This window comes from Balneolaceae bacterium (genome assembly GCA_034521445.1).
Classification (GTDB): Bacteria; Bacteroidota; Rhodothermia; order Balneolales; family Balneolaceae; genus JAXHMM01.
Genome location: JAXHMM010000003.1, coordinates 220,122 through 236,257, shown reverse-complemented (window position 1 = coordinate 236,257; position 16,136 = coordinate 220,122). Strand labels below are relative to the sequence as shown.

The window sequence follows — 16,136 nt, the reverse complement described above, 5'->3', positions numbered from 1 at the left end:
CTGTCAGTTCTCTTTCTCGCCGATGATGCCCAGCCGGCGTGCACGCTCGCCCCACTTCTTGCGAGCCATCTTCTGCATGTCCTCGATGGTGTCGGCCTCGTCGATAATCTCCATGCCCAGCAGCGTCTCCACCAGGTCCTCCATCGTCACCACGCCTGCGAGGCCGCCATACTCGTCCACCGCCACCGCGATATGCTCCTGTTTGGCCATCAGCTCCTCGAACAGGTCCTTCAGTGCCATGATCTCCGGCACGATGAGAATATCCCGGCGAATCTCCTTCAGACGGCGGTCGGTCTGGTCGCGGGCCAGCAGCAGGAGCAGGTCGTTCTTGAGCACGTAGCCGGTGACCTCGTCGCGCTCCTCCCCATAAAGCAGGAGCCGGGAAAAGGTAAGCTCCTCGATGTTAGCGTCGATGTGCTCCAGGGTGCCGCTTTCCTGGAATCCCACCACCACGGTGCGCGGGGTCATGATGTCCTTCACCCGCAGGGAGCTGAAGCGTATCAGGTTTTTAAAGATGCGCGACTCTTCCTCCTCGAAGATGCCTTCCTCCACGCCCAGTTCGGCCAGGGCCCCGAACTCCTCACGGCTGAAGCTGGGTATGTTCTCCTCGCTGGCGAGCAGGCGCGTAATAACCTGGGAAAGCACCACAAAAGGATAGAGCAGGATCATCAGTCCGCGCAAGGTGTAGACCGAGACAGGGGCCAGGCTGCGCCAGTAGGTGGCGCCCACGGTTTTTGGAATGATTTCCGAAAGCACCAGGATCAGGAAGGTGAGCACGGCGGAGGTGACCGCCACATAGGTCTCCCCGAAAACAAGCTGCGCCTGGGCGCCCACGCCGGCCGCCCCCACCGTGTGGGCAATGGTGTTAAGACTCAGGATGGCCGACAGCGGCCGATCAATGTCCTGCTTGTAGGTGCGCAGCAGCTCGCCGGCCCTGTTGCCCTTGCGCTCCAGCACGGCGATATAGGAATGGCTCACCGAAAGCAGCACGGCCTCCAGTATGGAACAGAGGAAGGAGACGCCGATGGCCAGAGCAAGGTAAAAAATCAGCAAAGACATAGGTCAAAAATAGGACAAATGAGGGCTTATCAAAATGGGGAATAGGCGCCGGCGTCCGCTCCAGACATGGGTCCCGTCGCGATCACGAGGGAGAACAAAATCTTTACGTACCTGAAGGAGGGCGTCACCTTTGCCGCCGCACAACATTTATCAGCACCCCAACGATTCGTATATTGGCAGCCGCCCGCAAAGGGACGCACCCGAACAGCCGGAAACGGCCCGAACACATCTGCAAACCGACCATACCTCACCCACCGCCTTGCTGAACGCCCAGAATCTCACCCTCCACTTCGGGGACCACACGCTTTTTGAGGACATCAACTTTCTGGTCAACCCCGGGGAGCGCGTGGGACTGGTGGGACCCAACGGTGCGGGCAAGTCCACCCTGCTGAAAATCATCGCAGGCGAGATCGAGCCCGACGGCGGCGAGCTTCACCTCTCCAAGGCCTCCGACGTGGGCTACCTCCCCCAGGACGGTGTGGAGCCCCATCCCGGCCTGACGGTACTCGAGGAGGTCCGCCACGCGTTCCGTGAAATACTGGAGCTGGAGGAGGAGGTGCGCAAGGCGCAGCACGCTCTGGCCGATACCGAGGAGGGCACCCGCGAGCACCGGTCGGCCATGGACCGCTACGGCCGTCTGCAGACCCGCCTTGAGCAGTCGGACGCCTACAACCTGGAGGCCGACATCGAAAAGGTGCTTATGGGACTGGGTTTCAGCCCGGAGGATTTCAAACGTCCCACCTCGGAGTTCAGCGGGGGCTGGCTGATGCGTATCGCCCTGGCCAAGCTGCTGCTGCGCCAGCCCACCTACCTGCTTCTGGACGAGCCCACCAACCACCTCGATATCGAGGCGCTGCAGTGGATGGAGGAATTCCTGCTTCAGTACGACGGCGCCATCATCCTGGTCTCCCACGACCGTGCCTTTCTGAATACCATCTCCGGCCGCACGCTGGCCCTGGAACACGGACGACTTTTCGACTACGACGGCAACTACACGTATTTCGAGGAGAAGCACGCCGAGCGGATGGAACACCTGCGCCAGGCCTGGAGAAACCAGCAGCGGGAGATCAAACAGATTCAGGAGTTCATCGACAAGTTCCGCTACAACGCCAGCAAGGCCGCCCAGGTGCAGAGCCGCATCAAGCAGCTTGAAAAGATGGACCGGATCGAACTGGAGGAGGAGCAGGAGGAGATCAGCTTTGAATTCCCCGCCGCCGAACGCTCCGGCGCCATCGTGATGCGCCTGGAAAACGTGCGCAAAACCTACGGCGATAATGTGGTATTCGAGGACCTCAACTATACCGTGGAACGGGGCAACAAGCTGGCCGTGGTGGGACCCAACGGCGCGGGAAAGTCCACCCTCATTCGCATCATGGCCGGGGAAGAGCCCATCGACAGCGGGCTGCGCGAGCCCGGCCACAACGTGCAGGCCGCCTACTTCGCCCAGCACCAGGCCGATGAGCTGGATCCCGGCAAGGAAGCCCTGGAGGTGATGCGCGCCATCGCACCCTACGAACCGGAGACGCGCCTGCGTACCATACTGGGATGCTTTCTCTTTCAGGGCGACGATGTCTTCAAAAAGGTCTCCATGCTCTCCGGCGGGGAGAAGAGCCGCCTGGCACTGGCGCGCATACTGCTGATGCCGGCCAATTTCCTGATCTTCGACGAGCCCACCAACCACCTCGACATGCAGTCCAAGGAGATCCTCCAGCAGGCCCTCCGGCAGTACGAAGGCTCCTACATGATCGTCTCCCACGACCGTGATTTCCTGGACCCCATCGTGGACAAAACCCTGGAGGTGCAGCCCGAAGGCACGCGCACCTTCCTGGGCAACGTATCTTACTACCTGGAGAAGAAAAAGGAAGAAGAGGGCGAAAATATCTACGGTTCCGACCGTGACGGGACGGGGGGACCCGCGGGCGGCAGCGGGGGAGTCGCACAGGCAGGAAACGGTCCGGGCGACGGCGCCTCAGGGGAGGCCCGCGAAGCCGGGGAGCGCAGCCTCACCCGTAAGGAGGAGCGACGCATCGAGGCCGAGAAGCGCAAGAAAAAGTCACGCCGCCTCAAGCCCATCCGCAGCAAAATCGATTCGGTGGAGCAGGAGATCGAAAAACTGGAAAAACGCCAGCAGGAAATCGAGGAGGCCATGGCCGAACCAGACTTTTACGACGATACCGAAAAGGCGAAAGAGGTGTCACAGGAATACGACGCGGTCAAACAGAAACTCACCGACCGCTACAGCCGGTGGGAGGAACTGGCTGTGGAAGCCGCCGAAATCGAGGAAGAGTTTGAAGTCTGAAAGTCTATAAGTCGAAAAGTCGGGAAGTCGGGAAGTCGGGAAGTCAGAAAGTCGGGGAGTCGGGTCAGCTTATTTTGCGAAGATCTGCTCCTTGTTGCGGAAGGCCTTGAACTCCAGAGCGTTGCCGCTGGGATCGGTGAAGAACATGGTGGCCTGCTCGCCGGGCTTGCCCTCGAAACGCACGTAGGGCTCAATAATGAAATCGATATCGGCATCCTGCAGCCGTTCGGCCAGTGCCTCCCAATCCTCCCACTCCAGGATCAGCCCGAAGTGCTTGGCCGGCACCGCGTGGCCGTCCACCTCGTTGGTGCCGCTCTTTCCCGCCTCCTCTGGACTCAGGTGCGCCACGACCTGGTGGCCCCAGAAGTTGAAGTCGATCCATTTGTCGGAGCTTCGCCCGGTCTCGCAGCCCAGCACGTCACGGTAGAAGGTGAGGGTCTGTTCGAGATCGGACACGGGAAAGGCGAGGTGGAAGGGAGCAAGTGCGTCAGCCATAAAGTCGCGTAAAAGTTTGTTACGAATAGCGTTCGGTCGATGATACAAACTTTTAGAATGAATGACAGGATTGCGTTGCTTGTTACAGCTATTCCGAAATCAACGAACCACAACGACTCTATTTTATGCTTACGACATCTACCAGGGCATTCGGCATCTTGTGCATCGCTCTTCTTTTCGCCGCGGGCTGCACGCCCCAGGGCGATAGCGGTGAATCCGCTGACACGGCAACCTCAGGCACCATGACGCAATCCGCTTCGGTGGATTCGGCCGTGGCCATCCTGCAGCCCACCCAGGGCAACCAGGCCGCCGGCACGGTAACCTTTACCGGGACCCCCGAGGGCGTGCGCGTGCAGGGCTCGCTGACCGGCCTCTCCTCCGGCGAACACGGCTTTCACGTACACCGCTACGGCGACTGCCGCGCGGCGGACGGCACCTCGGCGGGAGGACACTACAACCCCGCCGACACATCACACGGTGCGCCGGATGACGCCGAACGCCATATGGGCGACATGGGCAACATTACCGCCACGGAAGGCGGCACCGCCCAGATCGACTTTACGGACAGCCGCCTCTCGCTCGACGGACCCAACTCCATCATGGGCCGGGGCGTGATCCTGCATGCGGGCGCCGACGATTTCACCTCCCAGCCCTCCGGGGCGGCCGGCGCGCGCATCGCCTGCGGGGAGATCGGCATCGCCAACCCCGGCATGTAGCAGGAGTCCGGGCTCCCTCCCACGTGAAACATCTTGTGCAGCATGTCCGTATTTTGTATTGTGTAATTAGACATTTATCTAATTATCTAAATGAATAACCTGTTTAAAGCTCTCAACGACCCCACGCGGCGCGGCATCCTCAAGATGTTGAAGTCCAGGGATCTCACCGCGGGCGAGATCGCAGAGGCCTTTGACATCAGTAAGCCGAGCATCTCCCATCACCTGGTGATCCTGCACCGCGCCAAGCTGGTGCACCGCGAGCGGGACGGGCAGTTCATCACCTACTCGCTCAACACCACGGTGTTGGAGGGGGCCGCCAACTGGATTTTCGAACTGGTCAACCAAAACAAGGACTGACGTCATGAAACTGCTTGCCACGCTCAAGAAAGAATGGTACATCCTGTTGCTCCTGCTGCTCCCCTATGTGCTCATACCTTTCATAGGCGGCCAGGTGCCAGATCAGGTGCCCACGCATTGGAATATCCAGGGGCAAGCTGACGGTTTTTCGGACAAAAGCTTCGTCCTCTGGTGGTTTCCCCTCTTCGCCATCGTCACCTACCTGCTCATCCTCGTGGTTCCCCTTATTGATCCCAAAAAGCGGATTTCCATCGACCAGAAGCCCCTCCCGGCCCTCCGGCTTCTACTGCCGCTTTTCTTCCTGGGCATGTACACCGTCATGATCATGCCCACATTCAAGCCGGGATGGGACCAGAGTTTCATGGTCTTCCTGCTGGTCACCCTGCTGTTTCTGATCTTTGGGAATTACCTGCGCACGCTCAAGCCCAACTACTTCATCGGTCTGCGTACGCCGTGGACCCTGGAGGACCCCGACAACTGGCGCAAGACCCACGAGCTCGGCAGCAAGCTCTGGATTGGGACCTCCCTCCTGCTGCTGGTAGTGGCCTTTTTCGTTCCCGCGGCGGTCTACTCCAAGCTCTTTTTCGCCGGGGTGATGGTCATGGCCATTGTACCCCTCGCCTACTCCTTCTGGCTCTTCAAAAGCCAGCCCGAGAACTGAGAACCGCATCGCCGACCATCCGCCAACCCAAAACTTGAAACTCTCCCCATGAAAATACCAAGCTTTGCATATTCCGCCCTGCTGCTCACACTCCTGCTCAGCTCCCTGACACCGGTCAGCGCATCAGCCCAGCAAACCGATCACCGGCTGGCCGGAGACTGGGAGGGTCACATCGACGTGCAGGGCACCCGCCTCACCATACAGACCCACTTCGCGGAGGTGGGCGACACTGCGCGCACCGGCACCATTGACATTCCCCAGCAGGGGGCCCGGGGGCTGCAGCTGGTGGACATCGCCGTGGCGGGGGACTCGGTTTCCTTTCGCTTTAACGCCGGCGCGGGCATGGTGATGTTCGACGGCGAATTCAGCGGGGACACCCTCATTTCGGGCACCTTTCACCAGGCGGGCATGGCTTTCCCTTTCGAGCTGAAAAGGGTGCTGGAGGATGATGGGGAGGGCGGCGAGCCCGGCATGCAGGATCGCGCGCCGGAGCCTCCGCCCTACCGCATAGAGGAACTCTCCGTGAAGAACGGGGAGGTGACCCTGGCCGGCACCCTCACCCTGCCGCAGGATGGCAAACCCGCGCCCCTCCTGGTACTGCTTACGGGAAGCGGACCCCAGAACCGCGACGAGGAGATTTTCGGTTTCGAAATTTTCGGTACGCTGGCCGACCACCTGACGCGCAACGGCTTTGCCGTCTACCGCTTTGACGACCGAGGCGTGGGGGGCTCAACAGGCGACTTTGCACAGAGTTCCATGGAGGACCATCTCGCTGACACCCGCGCCATCCTCACCCGTCTGCAGGAACATCCCGGGGTGGACGGGGAGCGCATGGGGCTGCTGGGACACTCCCAGGGCGGCATCATTGCGGGCAGCATCGCCGCCGAGCCGCAGCCCCCGGTGGATTTCGTAGTGCTGATGGCCTCCCCGGCCCGGCCCCTGGCCGACGTCGTCGTCGCCCAGGTTCGCACCCTGCTGGAGCAGCAGAACACGCCAGAGGCGCTGATAAAGGAACAGGTGGCCATGCAGGAGGCCGTTTTCGATACGCTGCGCGGGAGCAGAGACCTGAGCGAGCTGAAGAAATGGATGAAAGAACAGATCCTGGAGCAGATCGCCGCCCTGCCCGAGAGCTCCCGCTCCGCCATCCCCGATCCGGAACAGCACGCCGACAACCAGGTCCGCATCCAAATGGAGACCCTCGTCAGCCCGGCCTTTTCCTCTTTCGTAGACTACGATCCAGCGTCGGACCTGAGCGCCTTGCGCGTCCCGGCGCTGGCCCTTTTCGGCGCCAAAGACATGCAGGTGAAAGAGGACCCCAATGCAGAGCTCATTCGCAGCGCACTGGACCGGTCGGGGGTTGATTACCGTATCGAGATCTTTCCGCAGGCCAACCACCTGTTCCAGGAAGCGGAAAGCGGGGCGCCAAGCGAGTATGCCTCCCTGGAGAAGTCCTTTACGGAAGGATTCCTGTCCACACTTACCGAATGGCTGCGCGCGCAGGCAGGCATGTAATGCGCCGGCGCACTCAGTCTTCGGGCTCCCAGCTCTCCATCTTGTCGGAGAGGACCTCGCGCAGGCGGCTGACCGCCACACGGTCCTGGGTCATGTCGTCGCGGTAGCGGATGGTGACCGTATCCTCGCCCTCCGACTCCACCCCGTCGAAGTCTACCGTCACGCAGAAGGGCGTGCCCGCCTCGTCCTGGCGGCGGTAGCGCTTGCCGATCGAGCCCGACTCGTCGTATAGCACGTTGTAATCCTTGCGCAGGTCGTCGGTGATCTTGTGGGCCAGGTCCTGCAGCTTGTCCTTCTTGATGAGGGGAAAGATGCCGATTTTGGTGGGGGCGATCTTCGGGTTCAGTTTCAGGACCGTGCGGGTGTCGCCGTCCACCTCCTCCTCGCGGTAGGCGTCGCACAGGGCCATCATGACCAGGCGGTCGAGTCCCACCGATGTCTCCACCACGTAGGGCGTGTAGCGCTTCTGCTCGGCCTGGTCGAAGTACTCCAGCTTCTTGCCCGAGAACTCGGCCTGGCGGCTGAGGTCAAAGTCGGTGCGGTTGTGCACGCCCTCCACCTCCTGCCAGCCGATGGGATAGTCGTAGACGATGTCGGCCGCGGCGGCGGCGTAGTGGGCCAGCTTGTCTTCGGGATGCCGGTGGATATCCAGTTTCCTGGGGCGGATGCCCAGGGCCTTGTGCCAGTCGAACCGCTTGTCGAGCCACTCCTCGTAGAGCTCCTCGTCATTGCCGGGCTCCACGAAGTACTGCATCTCCATCTGCTCAAACTCGCGCATGCGGAAGACGAACTGCCGGGCCACCACCTCGTTGCGGAAGGCCTTGCCCACCTGCGCGATGCCGAAGGGGATCTGCTGGCGGGAGGTGTCCATGACGTTTTTGAAATTCACGAAGATGCCCTGGGCCGTTTCGGGCCGCAGGTAGACCGAATCGCCGTCCTCCCCGGAGGAGGTGGCGCCAAACTGCGTCTTAAACATTAAATTGAACTGCCGCACGTCGGTCCACTCGAAGGCGCCCGACCCGGGGGCGCGGATTTCGTGCTCCATGATGATGGCGTGAAGGTCCTCACAGATCCCCTCGCGGCTGCCGGCGGTGTCCAGCTGCTCCTGCACCCCGGCGGCCTCCTCCTCCTTGCCGTCGCCTTTAAGCTTCTCGATATACCCCTCGATGAGCATATCGGCGCGGTAGCGCTTGTTGGACTGCTTGTCATCGATCATCGGATCGTTGAAGCCGCCCACGTGTCCGCTGGCCTCCCACACCTTCGGATGCATGAAAATGGCCGAATCGAGTCCCACGATGTTGTCGTGCAGGCGGGTCATATGGTGCCACCAGAGGTCCCGAATGTTACGCTTGAGCTCGGCGCCCAGGGGACCATAATCATAGACCGCCCCGAGTCCTCCGTAAATCTCGGACGACTGGAAGACAAAGCCGCGCGCTTTGCTCAGGGAGACGATTTTATCGAGGCTGTCAAGTTCGGTCAGGGACATGAGGGTATTTTGGGTTGGAAGACTCGCGTTTACAGAGCCCAAAGATAGAAAAAATCTGCTCTTTAGTTAATTGGACATTTCTCTGTATTTTCCCTTTCTGTACAGTAAGAAAGGTCGTCCGAAAGTCGCAATCCGGGCGGCGGCATCCCAAAGACAGCATCCCATGAAAACCTTCCAGGCCGGCATCCTTGGCGCTACCGGGGCGGTCGGGCAGAAATTCATCCGCCTCCTCGAAAACCACCCTTGGTTTCGCGTGGCAGCCCTGGGCGCCTCCGAGCGCTCCGCCGGGAAGCCTTACCGCGAGGCCGCCCACTGGATCGAAAGCACGGGGTTACCGGGGGAGGTGGCCGATATGGAGGTGATGACCTGCGATCCCCGTCGCTTCAGCGGCATGGATTTCGTATTCAGCGGACTTGACTCATCGGTGGCCGGGCGCATCGAGCGCTCCTTCGCCGAGGCGGGCATCCCGGTCATCTCCAACGCCAAAAACCACCGCATGGACGACCTTGTGCCCCTGCTGGTGCCCGAGGTCAATCCGGACCACGCGGAGCTGGTACGCAGCCAGCGCTACCGCGGCGACGGCAAGGGGTGGATTCTCACCAATCCCAACTGCGTGTCGGTACCCCTGGCCATGTCCCTTCGGCCCCTGCACGACGCCTTTGGCGTAACCGCCGCAGTGGTCACCTCCATGCAATCGGTCTCCGGGGCCGGCTACCCGGGGGTGTCCAGCATGGACATTCTGGGCAATATCGTGCCGCATATTGCCGGGGAGGAAGAGAAGGTGCAGACTGAGGCCCTCAAGCTGCTGGGCGATCGCCAGGAGGAGGAGGTTCGGTTCGCCGATTTCCCCATCCAGGCCACAGCCGTCCGCGTGCCTACTGTTGAGGGACACCTGATTTCAGTGAGCGTGGGACTAGAGCGCAAACCGGGCGACCTGGAGGAGCTTCGGGCGGCCTACACGAGTTGGAAGAGTCCCATAGCCGGGCTCGACCTTCCCTCCTCCCCCAGGGTGCCGGTGCGGCTCTACACCGAGGAGCGTTTTCCCCAGCCGCGGCTGCAGGCCTACCGCGAAAACGGCATGCAGGCCAGCGTGGGAAGGCTGCGCCTGGGCACCGTGCTTGATGCCGGCTACGTAACCCTGGCGCACAACACAGTGCGCGGCGCCGCAGGCGGGGCGGTGCTGAATGCCGAGCTGCTGGTGCGGAAAGGATACCTGTAGCAGGGAGCCCACAGCCGCGCTTGGCAAGACCTGTTAACCCTCCTCCCCTTCCTCCAGCTGCTGCAGGCGGTGTTCGGAAAGCATCATGCGCGCGTGGGAGATGACCGAACGCGCATCCTCCCGGTGCCTGCGCTTCACCTTCAGGGTGACCGTCGCCACGTCGGTCCCGGGAAGATCGTCGAAAACCTTCATGGACGTGCCCTCGAGGATGATTTTGGCGCTGAACCAGCCCTTCTTGTAGCTGACCGAACGCAGGTCCCCGAAGGAGAGGAAAACGTTCTTCACGCCCGATTTGAACACCCCGAAGAAGGCGTCGGTGACCTCGAACTCCAGGTCCAGCCCCTTCCTGGTTGCCGTCAGCAGTCCGTTGGCTTCCTGGAAACCGCTGGCCACCTCGTCGATTTTAAAGGGTACGCTCCGGTTCTGAAAATCCATGTCGCTGGGCTTGTTGGGGTTGGGCACCTGGGTTAGACCCCAATGATATTAAAAATCTTAAAGATTCTGTAAGGAATTACCTTCGCGGCGGTCTACACTACAGATATCTTCCCAGATATCTCTAAGCCGTTGATATAAGAGAGCAAATTCAATGTCCTTCCGGGACGTGGCGGTTGATCCCTCCACGTCCCCTTTTATATTCCCTCAACGCTATTCATTCTCCCCTCCCATGCGACTTCCCGCGCTGCCGCTCGTGGCCATGGTATGTCTTCTACTGCCGGCGCCTTCCGCCTCCGGGCAGGCGGCCAACTTCGAGGACGGTTTCGAGGACGGGGAGTTCACCTCCAACCCGGCCTGGAGCGGCCACGACGAGCGCTTTGTGATCAGCCCATTCGCCCATGGCCACCTGCTGCAGCTCGACAGCCCTGACACCGAAGACGCCTGGCTGAGCACCCCATCTACTGCGGTCACGGGTTACTGGGAGTTTTTCGTGATGCTGGACGACTTCCTGCCTTCGGGCTCCAACCGGGCGGAGGTATTTCTTATGAGCGACCGGGAGGAGCTGGCGGACGAGGTCAGCGGCTACGCCGTGCAGGTGGGCCAGGCCGGGGACGATTATTTCAGGCTGGTGCGCTACGATGCGGGGGAGGCGACCGACCTGCTGGCCGACACCACGCGGATAACCGGCACAGCGGAAGGCTACCGGCTGCGCGTGGAGCGCAGCGCCGGCGGGACGTGGAGCCTTCGCGTGGCACGCGGCTACCTGGGCGAGCCGGTGGACGCCGGCGCGACCGTTACCGATCTTACCCATGACTCGTCCACCCATTTCGGGGTGCGCGTGCGGTACACTTCCACCCGCGCCGACCGTTTCTTCTTCGATTTCAAAATTGACCGGCCGCCCTTCCGGTGGACCGGCCTACGCGTGGCGCAGGAGGGGCTTCGGCTGGCCTTCAGCCGGGAAGTGGACCTCGCCTCGGCGGAGCCCGGAAATTTCAAGCTTAACCCCGATCCCGGTGTTGCGCCTGTCCTCAGCCTGCCGGCGCCCGATACCCTGCTGCTGGATTACGGCACCCTTCCCTCGGCGGCCTACGAACTTTCGCTGGAGGGTGTGGCGGACCTGGAGGGCGAGCCCGTGGAGCCCGATACCATGAACTTTATGGTATTCGGGGAAGCCGCTCCGGGAGAGCTTCTGTTCAACGAATTCGCCTTCGACCCGCCCGGAGATGCACCGGAGTACGTGGAGATTGTCAATACCGGTCCTTCCATTCTGAACCTGCAGGGCTGGCGGGTGGGCGACGCCGCAGGCAGCGCCGCCCTGGCCGCCGACACCCTGGCGCTCTTTCCCGACAGCCTGCTGGTCCTGACGGCGGATACCGCCGCCCTTGCCGGCGCCTACGCGCAGCGCGGACCGTCGGCTCCCGTACCTTCCATGCCCACGCTGAACAACGGCGGTGACCTGCTCCTGCTGCTTGCTCCCGGAGGATGGACGGCCGACTCCCTCGCCTACACCCCGGCCTGGGGCGGAGCGGACGGGGCGCTGGAGCGACGATCCCTGGCGGTGGATGCCGCCTGGCCGGAGAACTGGGCCGACGCGCCCGGCAATCCCGGCGGCTCCCCCGGCCTGTCCAATACCGTGGCGCCCGACACGGAGGCGCCACGTGTGCGCTCGCTTCGATTTGCCGGGGAGGGAACGTTTGAACTGGTCTTCAGCGAGAGGCTGGATGCCGCTTCGGCCGGCGACCCCGCCCGCTACGACGTTACAGGCGGCGTTGCGGTGCAGGAGGCAACCTTCTTCCCGCCCGACACGGTCAGGGTTGACTTCACGCCCGCCCTGGCCAACAACACCACCTATACCTTTTCCGCAGAGGGGGTGGAGGACCTTTTCGGAAATTTTTCCGTGTCATGGGACACCTCCTTCACCTGGCAGGTGCTCAGCACGGCGGATGCGGGCGAGCTGCTGATCACGGAGTTCGCCTACGACCCGCCGCCCGGGTGGAGTGAGTACGTGGAGATCTACAACCCCGGCGACAAGAGCTTCTCAGCCGATGAACTCTACCTGGAGGACGCCGGCGGCGCGCCAGTGCCCCTCTCGCCCGCTCCCCTGGTTATCCCGCCCGGGAGCCGCTGGCTGCTGCTGCCTGAGTCCTCCCTGGCCGACTCCCTGGACGGCGTCAGCGTCCTGGTCATGGGCTCCGCCTTCCCGGCCCTCAACAACGGCGGCGACCGCCTGGTCCTGCGCAACGAGCATGGCGTGGCGGTGGACTCCCTCGCCTACCTGCCTTCCTGGGGAGGACAGGAGCGTTCGCTGGAGCGTCGTTCGCTGGCGCATCCCGCCTGGGAGCGTCCCAACTGGGCGGATTCGCCCCCTCCCTTCCCGGGCAGCCCCGGCACGGACAACCGCATCGGGCCGGACATGTCGCCGCCACGACTGGCGGAGTTCCGCATCACGGGTCCGGGCTCCCTCCTGCTGCGCTTCGACGAGCAGCCGGAAGCCGGTCCGGCAGGCAACGCCTCCAACTACCGCCTGGAGGGCGGCGGTGCGGCGGGCGGCGGCGTGACCGACGCCCGTTTCGCCCATCCCGACAGCGTGGTGCTCACCCTGACGGGCGACCTTCGGCACGGGCAGAGCTACCGGCTGAGCTGGGAGGGAATAGCGGACTACTTCGGGAATACCGCGCCGGGGGACACCTCCTTTGCCTACGTGGACTATCCGGCCGCCGAGACCGGGGATCTGCTTGTTACGGAGTTTATGTACGACCCGCCCGACGGGTGGAGCGAGTACGTGGAGCTGCTGAACCGTTCCCCGCGGACGGTGGACCTGCATGGGGTCACGTTGCAGGACGGCGGAAACCACTCGCACCTGCTGGCCGACACCACACGCCTGCTGGCGCCCGGCGACTACCTGGTGCTGGCGCCCGAATCCTCGCTCCGGGAGACCTTCCCGGAGATCGACCTGCTGGTGCCCTCGGGCGGCATACCGGTCCTGAACAACGGAGGCGACCGCATCCTCCTGCGGACGGCCGGGGGAGTTGCGGCCGATTCGCTGAGGTACGACCCCTCCTGGGGCGGTCGGCAAAAAGCCCTGGAACGGCGCGCGATCTCCCGACCCGCCGCGGCCGCCTACAACTGGAGCGAACCGCCGGACGGGAGCGCGGGCACGCCCGGCAGGGCCAACCTGTCCCGGCCTGACGCGACGGCCCCTGACCTGGTGGAGCTCGTGGTGGCGGGCCCCAACCGCCTCGAACTTCTCTTCAGCGAGGCGGTGGACAGCGCGCGCATTCGGCCGGGCAACTTCCGCCTGCAGCCGCGGGTTCCCGTGTCCGCCGTCCTGTTTTCCGGCCCCGACGCCCTGGTGCTGGAGCTGGGTGGCGCCCTGCGCCACCGTCAGCGCTACACGCTTACCTTCGACGGGGTGTCCGACGCCTGGGGCAACGCCGGCGCCGGCAACGCCTCCTTCACCTACCTCGACTACCCCGGGCCGGGCAGCGGGGAGCTGCTTATCACCGAGTTCATGTATGACCCCCCGCCCGGGTGGACCGAATTCGTAGAGGTCTACAACGCAGGCGGCGAAGAACTCTCCCTTCGCAAAATCACCCTTTCCGACGCCGGCGTGCGCCGGGCGCCGCTGACAGACAGCCTGGTATTGCTTGCTCCCGGCGCCTACCTGGTGCTGGCTCCCGACGCCACCCTACGGGACTCCTTCCCCGAAATAGCCCTGCTGGAGATGGGCAGCCGATTCCCGGCTCTCAACAACGGCGGCGACCGCATCGCCATAGGCGACAGCCTGGGACGTGTCCTTGAGGAGCTGACCTACAGCGGCGACTGGTCCGGCGAGGAGCACGCCCTGGAGCGGCGCAGCCTGCAGCATCCGGCCTCCCTGCCTGAAAACTGGGTTCCCTCCCCTGCGGGCAGAGGAAGCCCGGGTGAGGCAAACCGCGCTCTTCCCGACCGCGACCCCCCGGAGCTGCTTGCCCTGGCCATTCCCGACGGGCGCACCTTCTCGCTCCTCTTTTCCGAAAGGCTTCGTGAAATCCCGGGATGGGCCGGACGGTTCATCATCTCGCCCTCCGTGACACTGGCGGCCATGGAGCTGCACGGGGACAGCCTGGTGCTTCGCTCCGCCGTACCGCTTAATTCGGGCACCACCTACACGGTGGCGGCGCAGGGGTTAGAAGACGCATTCGGGAACGCCATGGTGCCTCAATCCCTATCGGCACGCTACCTGAGAATCGATGCGGCCGAGCCGGGCGACCTCGTCATCAACGAGATCCTGTTCCGGGAGGAGGCCGGCGCCCATGAATTCGTGGAGGTACTCAACACAAGCACGAAAAACCTCGACCTGCAGAACTGGCGTCTGGGCGACGCGGTCTCCTCCACCCTCCTGCGGGAAGCCGTACTGCTTCTGCCCGGAGAGCTCCTCGTGTTCACCGGTACCGGGTCCTCCTCCCGGTTCCTCCAGGTGCCCGGATTTCCCTCCCTCAACAACAGCTCCGACCGGATCTACCTGCGCGACGCCGACGGGGTGACGGTGGACTCCCTGGCCTACGTTGCTGAATCCCACCCGGTGCGCGCGGGACACTCCCTGGAGCGCCGGGATCCACGAGCCCCCACCCTCGATCCCTCCAACTGGACCGAGAGCAGCGCGGAGGGCGGGGCGAGCGCGGGCCATACCAACAGCGCATTTCGACCTGACGTGGAACCTCCCCGGCTGCGCTTCGCCGGGGTATCCCGCGAAGGCATGCTGGAGGTGCGCTTCGGAGAATTCGTGCGCCTGCTGCCCGAAACCGAATTCTCGGCAGGCAAGCTGCCGCTGCGGCTGTATGCTTTCCAGCCTCACCAGGCCGACCGCCTGCTGCTGGAGCCGGAGCACGGCGGCATCCTGGAGCCGGACGCCTCTCTCTCCATCCTGGCGGTCCGAAACCTGGAGGACCATCGCGGCAACCGCATGGACCTCCAGGAAATCGACATCGCCTGGCCGCCCGGGCCCGGCGACCTCACCTTCAATGAGATCCTCTACGAACCCATCGCCGGGGCTGACGACGGGCGACCCGACCAGGCGGAGTACGTGGAGCTGGTCAACCGCCGCGCCTACCCCCTCTCCCTGGAAGGCCTGCACCTGCACGGGGCGGCCGACGAAAACGGGCGGGTGGCCCGGCTCGTGCCGGCGGAAGACCGCCACCGCAGCCTTGAGGGCGGGGGATTCGCCCTGCTCTATGCCGACACCGCGGCCGATCTGCGCCGCAGCCGCGTGGGCGTCTACTTCCGGCTGGAAGAGGAGACGGCCGCGCCGGCTCCTCCCCTGCTTCGCTTTGACCGTGACGGGCTGGGACTCGCGCCGGACCGTCCTCTCTTCCTGGCCGACAGCAGCGGTACCGTTATCGACTCGCTATTTTACACGGCCTCCTGGCACAACCCCGACCTGGTGGACGTGCGGGGCATCGCGCTGGAAAAGATCGATCCCTCCCTCTCCGGAAACGCCCCCCTCAACTGGGGTTCGAGCGCCGCCCCGCTGGGCGGTTCGCCGCTGCAGGAGAACTCCATTCGCAGCCGGGAGGGTGAGTCACTCGCCCAAACCGGCCTTCATGTTTCGCCCAACCCCTTCTCGCCCGACGGCGACGGCTACCAGGACCACCTGGTCATCTCCTGGGTGCTGGACCGTCCCGACTACCTGCTGCGCGTGCGAATCTACGACCGCTTCGGCCGGCCGGTGCACACGCTGGCCGACGGCATGCGGGCGGGTCCAAGCGGCTCCCTGCTGTGGGACGGCCGCGACGGTCAACGCCGGTCCAACCGCATCGGCATCTATATCGTAACCCTGGAGGCCTGGTCGAATGCGGCCGGGCGCCGGCAGGCCTACCGTGAACTGGCCGTGCTGGCGCGGAAACTACGTTAAAGCC

Annotated in this window: 11 protein-coding genes; 7 read left to right on the top strand and 4 right to left on the bottom strand. The window is 63.5% G+C overall.

Features of this window, described 5'->3' with window-relative positions:
* Positions 1-3: 3 nt before the first annotated feature.
* The gene (locus U5K31_01510; GenBank protein MDZ7771410.1) at positions 4-1,059 is read right to left on the bottom strand and encodes a CNNM domain-containing protein; all 1,056 of its coding nucleotides are present in this window, start codon (positions 1,057-1,059) and stop codon (positions 4-6) included.
* A 259-nt stretch (positions 1,060-1,318) separates the two neighbouring features.
* On the opposite strand from U5K31_01510, the gene U5K31_01505 reads away from it, so the two are divergent.
* On the top strand, positions 1,319-3,358 hold the full coding sequence (locus tag U5K31_01505; protein MDZ7771409.1) for an ABC-F family ATP-binding cassette domain-containing protein: 2,040 nt from the start codon (positions 1,319-1,321) through the stop codon (positions 3,356-3,358).
* A 69-nt stretch (positions 3,359-3,427) separates the two neighbouring features.
* On the opposite strand, the gene U5K31_01500 is transcribed toward U5K31_01505, so the two are convergent.
* Entirely contained in the window at positions 3,428-3,853 is a 426-nt protein-coding gene (locus tag U5K31_01500; GenBank protein ID MDZ7771408.1) for a VOC family protein, read from the bottom strand.
* A 125-nt stretch (positions 3,854-3,978) separates the two neighbouring features.
* Here U5K31_01500 and U5K31_01495 point away from each other — a divergent pair, with 125 nt between their 5' ends.
* The 4 genes from U5K31_01495 to U5K31_01480 all read left to right on the top strand — a co-directional run bounded on the left by U5K31_01495 (position 3,979) and on the right by U5K31_01480 (position 7,099).
* The gene (locus U5K31_01495; protein ID MDZ7771407.1) at positions 3,979-4,569 is read left to right on the top strand and encodes a superoxide dismutase family protein; all 591 of its coding nucleotides are present in this window, start codon (positions 3,979-3,981) and stop codon (positions 4,567-4,569) included.
* 90 nt (positions 4,570-4,659) lie between these two features.
* Positions 4,660-4,926: an autorepressor SdpR family transcription factor gene (locus U5K31_01490; GenBank protein ID MDZ7771406.1), complete on the top strand. Its 267-nt coding sequence runs from the start codon at positions 4,660-4,662 to the stop codon at positions 4,924-4,926.
* A 4-nt stretch (positions 4,927-4,930) separates the two neighbouring features.
* Positions 4,931-5,587, top strand: coding sequence for an SdpI family protein (locus U5K31_01485; GenBank protein ID MDZ7771405.1), 657 nt, complete (start codon positions 4,931-4,933; stop codon positions 5,585-5,587).
* Positions 5,588-5,635: 48 nt separating this feature from the next.
* Complete coding sequence (locus tag U5K31_01480) at positions 5,636-7,099, top strand: alpha/beta fold hydrolase (protein MDZ7771404.1); 1,464 nt, start codon at positions 5,636-5,638, stop codon at positions 7,097-7,099.
* Between the two features lie 13 nt (positions 7,100-7,112).
* On the opposite strand, the gene U5K31_01475 is transcribed toward U5K31_01480, so the two are convergent.
* Entirely contained in the window at positions 7,113-8,585 is a 1,473-nt protein-coding gene (locus U5K31_01475) for a glycine--tRNA ligase (protein ID MDZ7771403.1), read from the bottom strand.
* Positions 8,586-8,748: 163 nt separating this feature from the next.
* Between U5K31_01475 and asd the strand changes: the two genes are divergently transcribed.
* On the top strand, positions 8,749-9,804 hold the full coding sequence (asd, locus tag U5K31_01470) for an aspartate-semialdehyde dehydrogenase (protein ID MDZ7771402.1): 1,056 nt from the start codon (positions 8,749-8,751) through the stop codon (positions 9,802-9,804).
* A 33-nt stretch (positions 9,805-9,837) separates the two neighbouring features.
* Here the strand turns inward: asd and U5K31_01465 are convergent, their stop codons facing one another.
* Positions 9,838-10,239 carry a hypothetical protein gene (locus U5K31_01465; protein MDZ7771401.1) on the bottom strand — a complete coding sequence of 134 codons (402 nt, stop codon included), beginning with the start codon at positions 10,237-10,239 and terminating at the stop codon, positions 9,838-9,840.
* A gap of 229 nt (positions 10,240-10,468) precedes the next feature.
* Here U5K31_01465 and U5K31_01460 point away from each other — a divergent pair, with 229 nt between their 5' ends.
* Positions 10,469-16,132 (top strand): lamin tail domain-containing protein, encoded by a 5,664-nt coding sequence (locus U5K31_01460; protein ID MDZ7771400.1) that lies wholly within the window; start codon positions 10,469-10,471, stop codon positions 16,130-16,132.
* Positions 16,133-16,136: the final 4 nt, after the last annotated feature.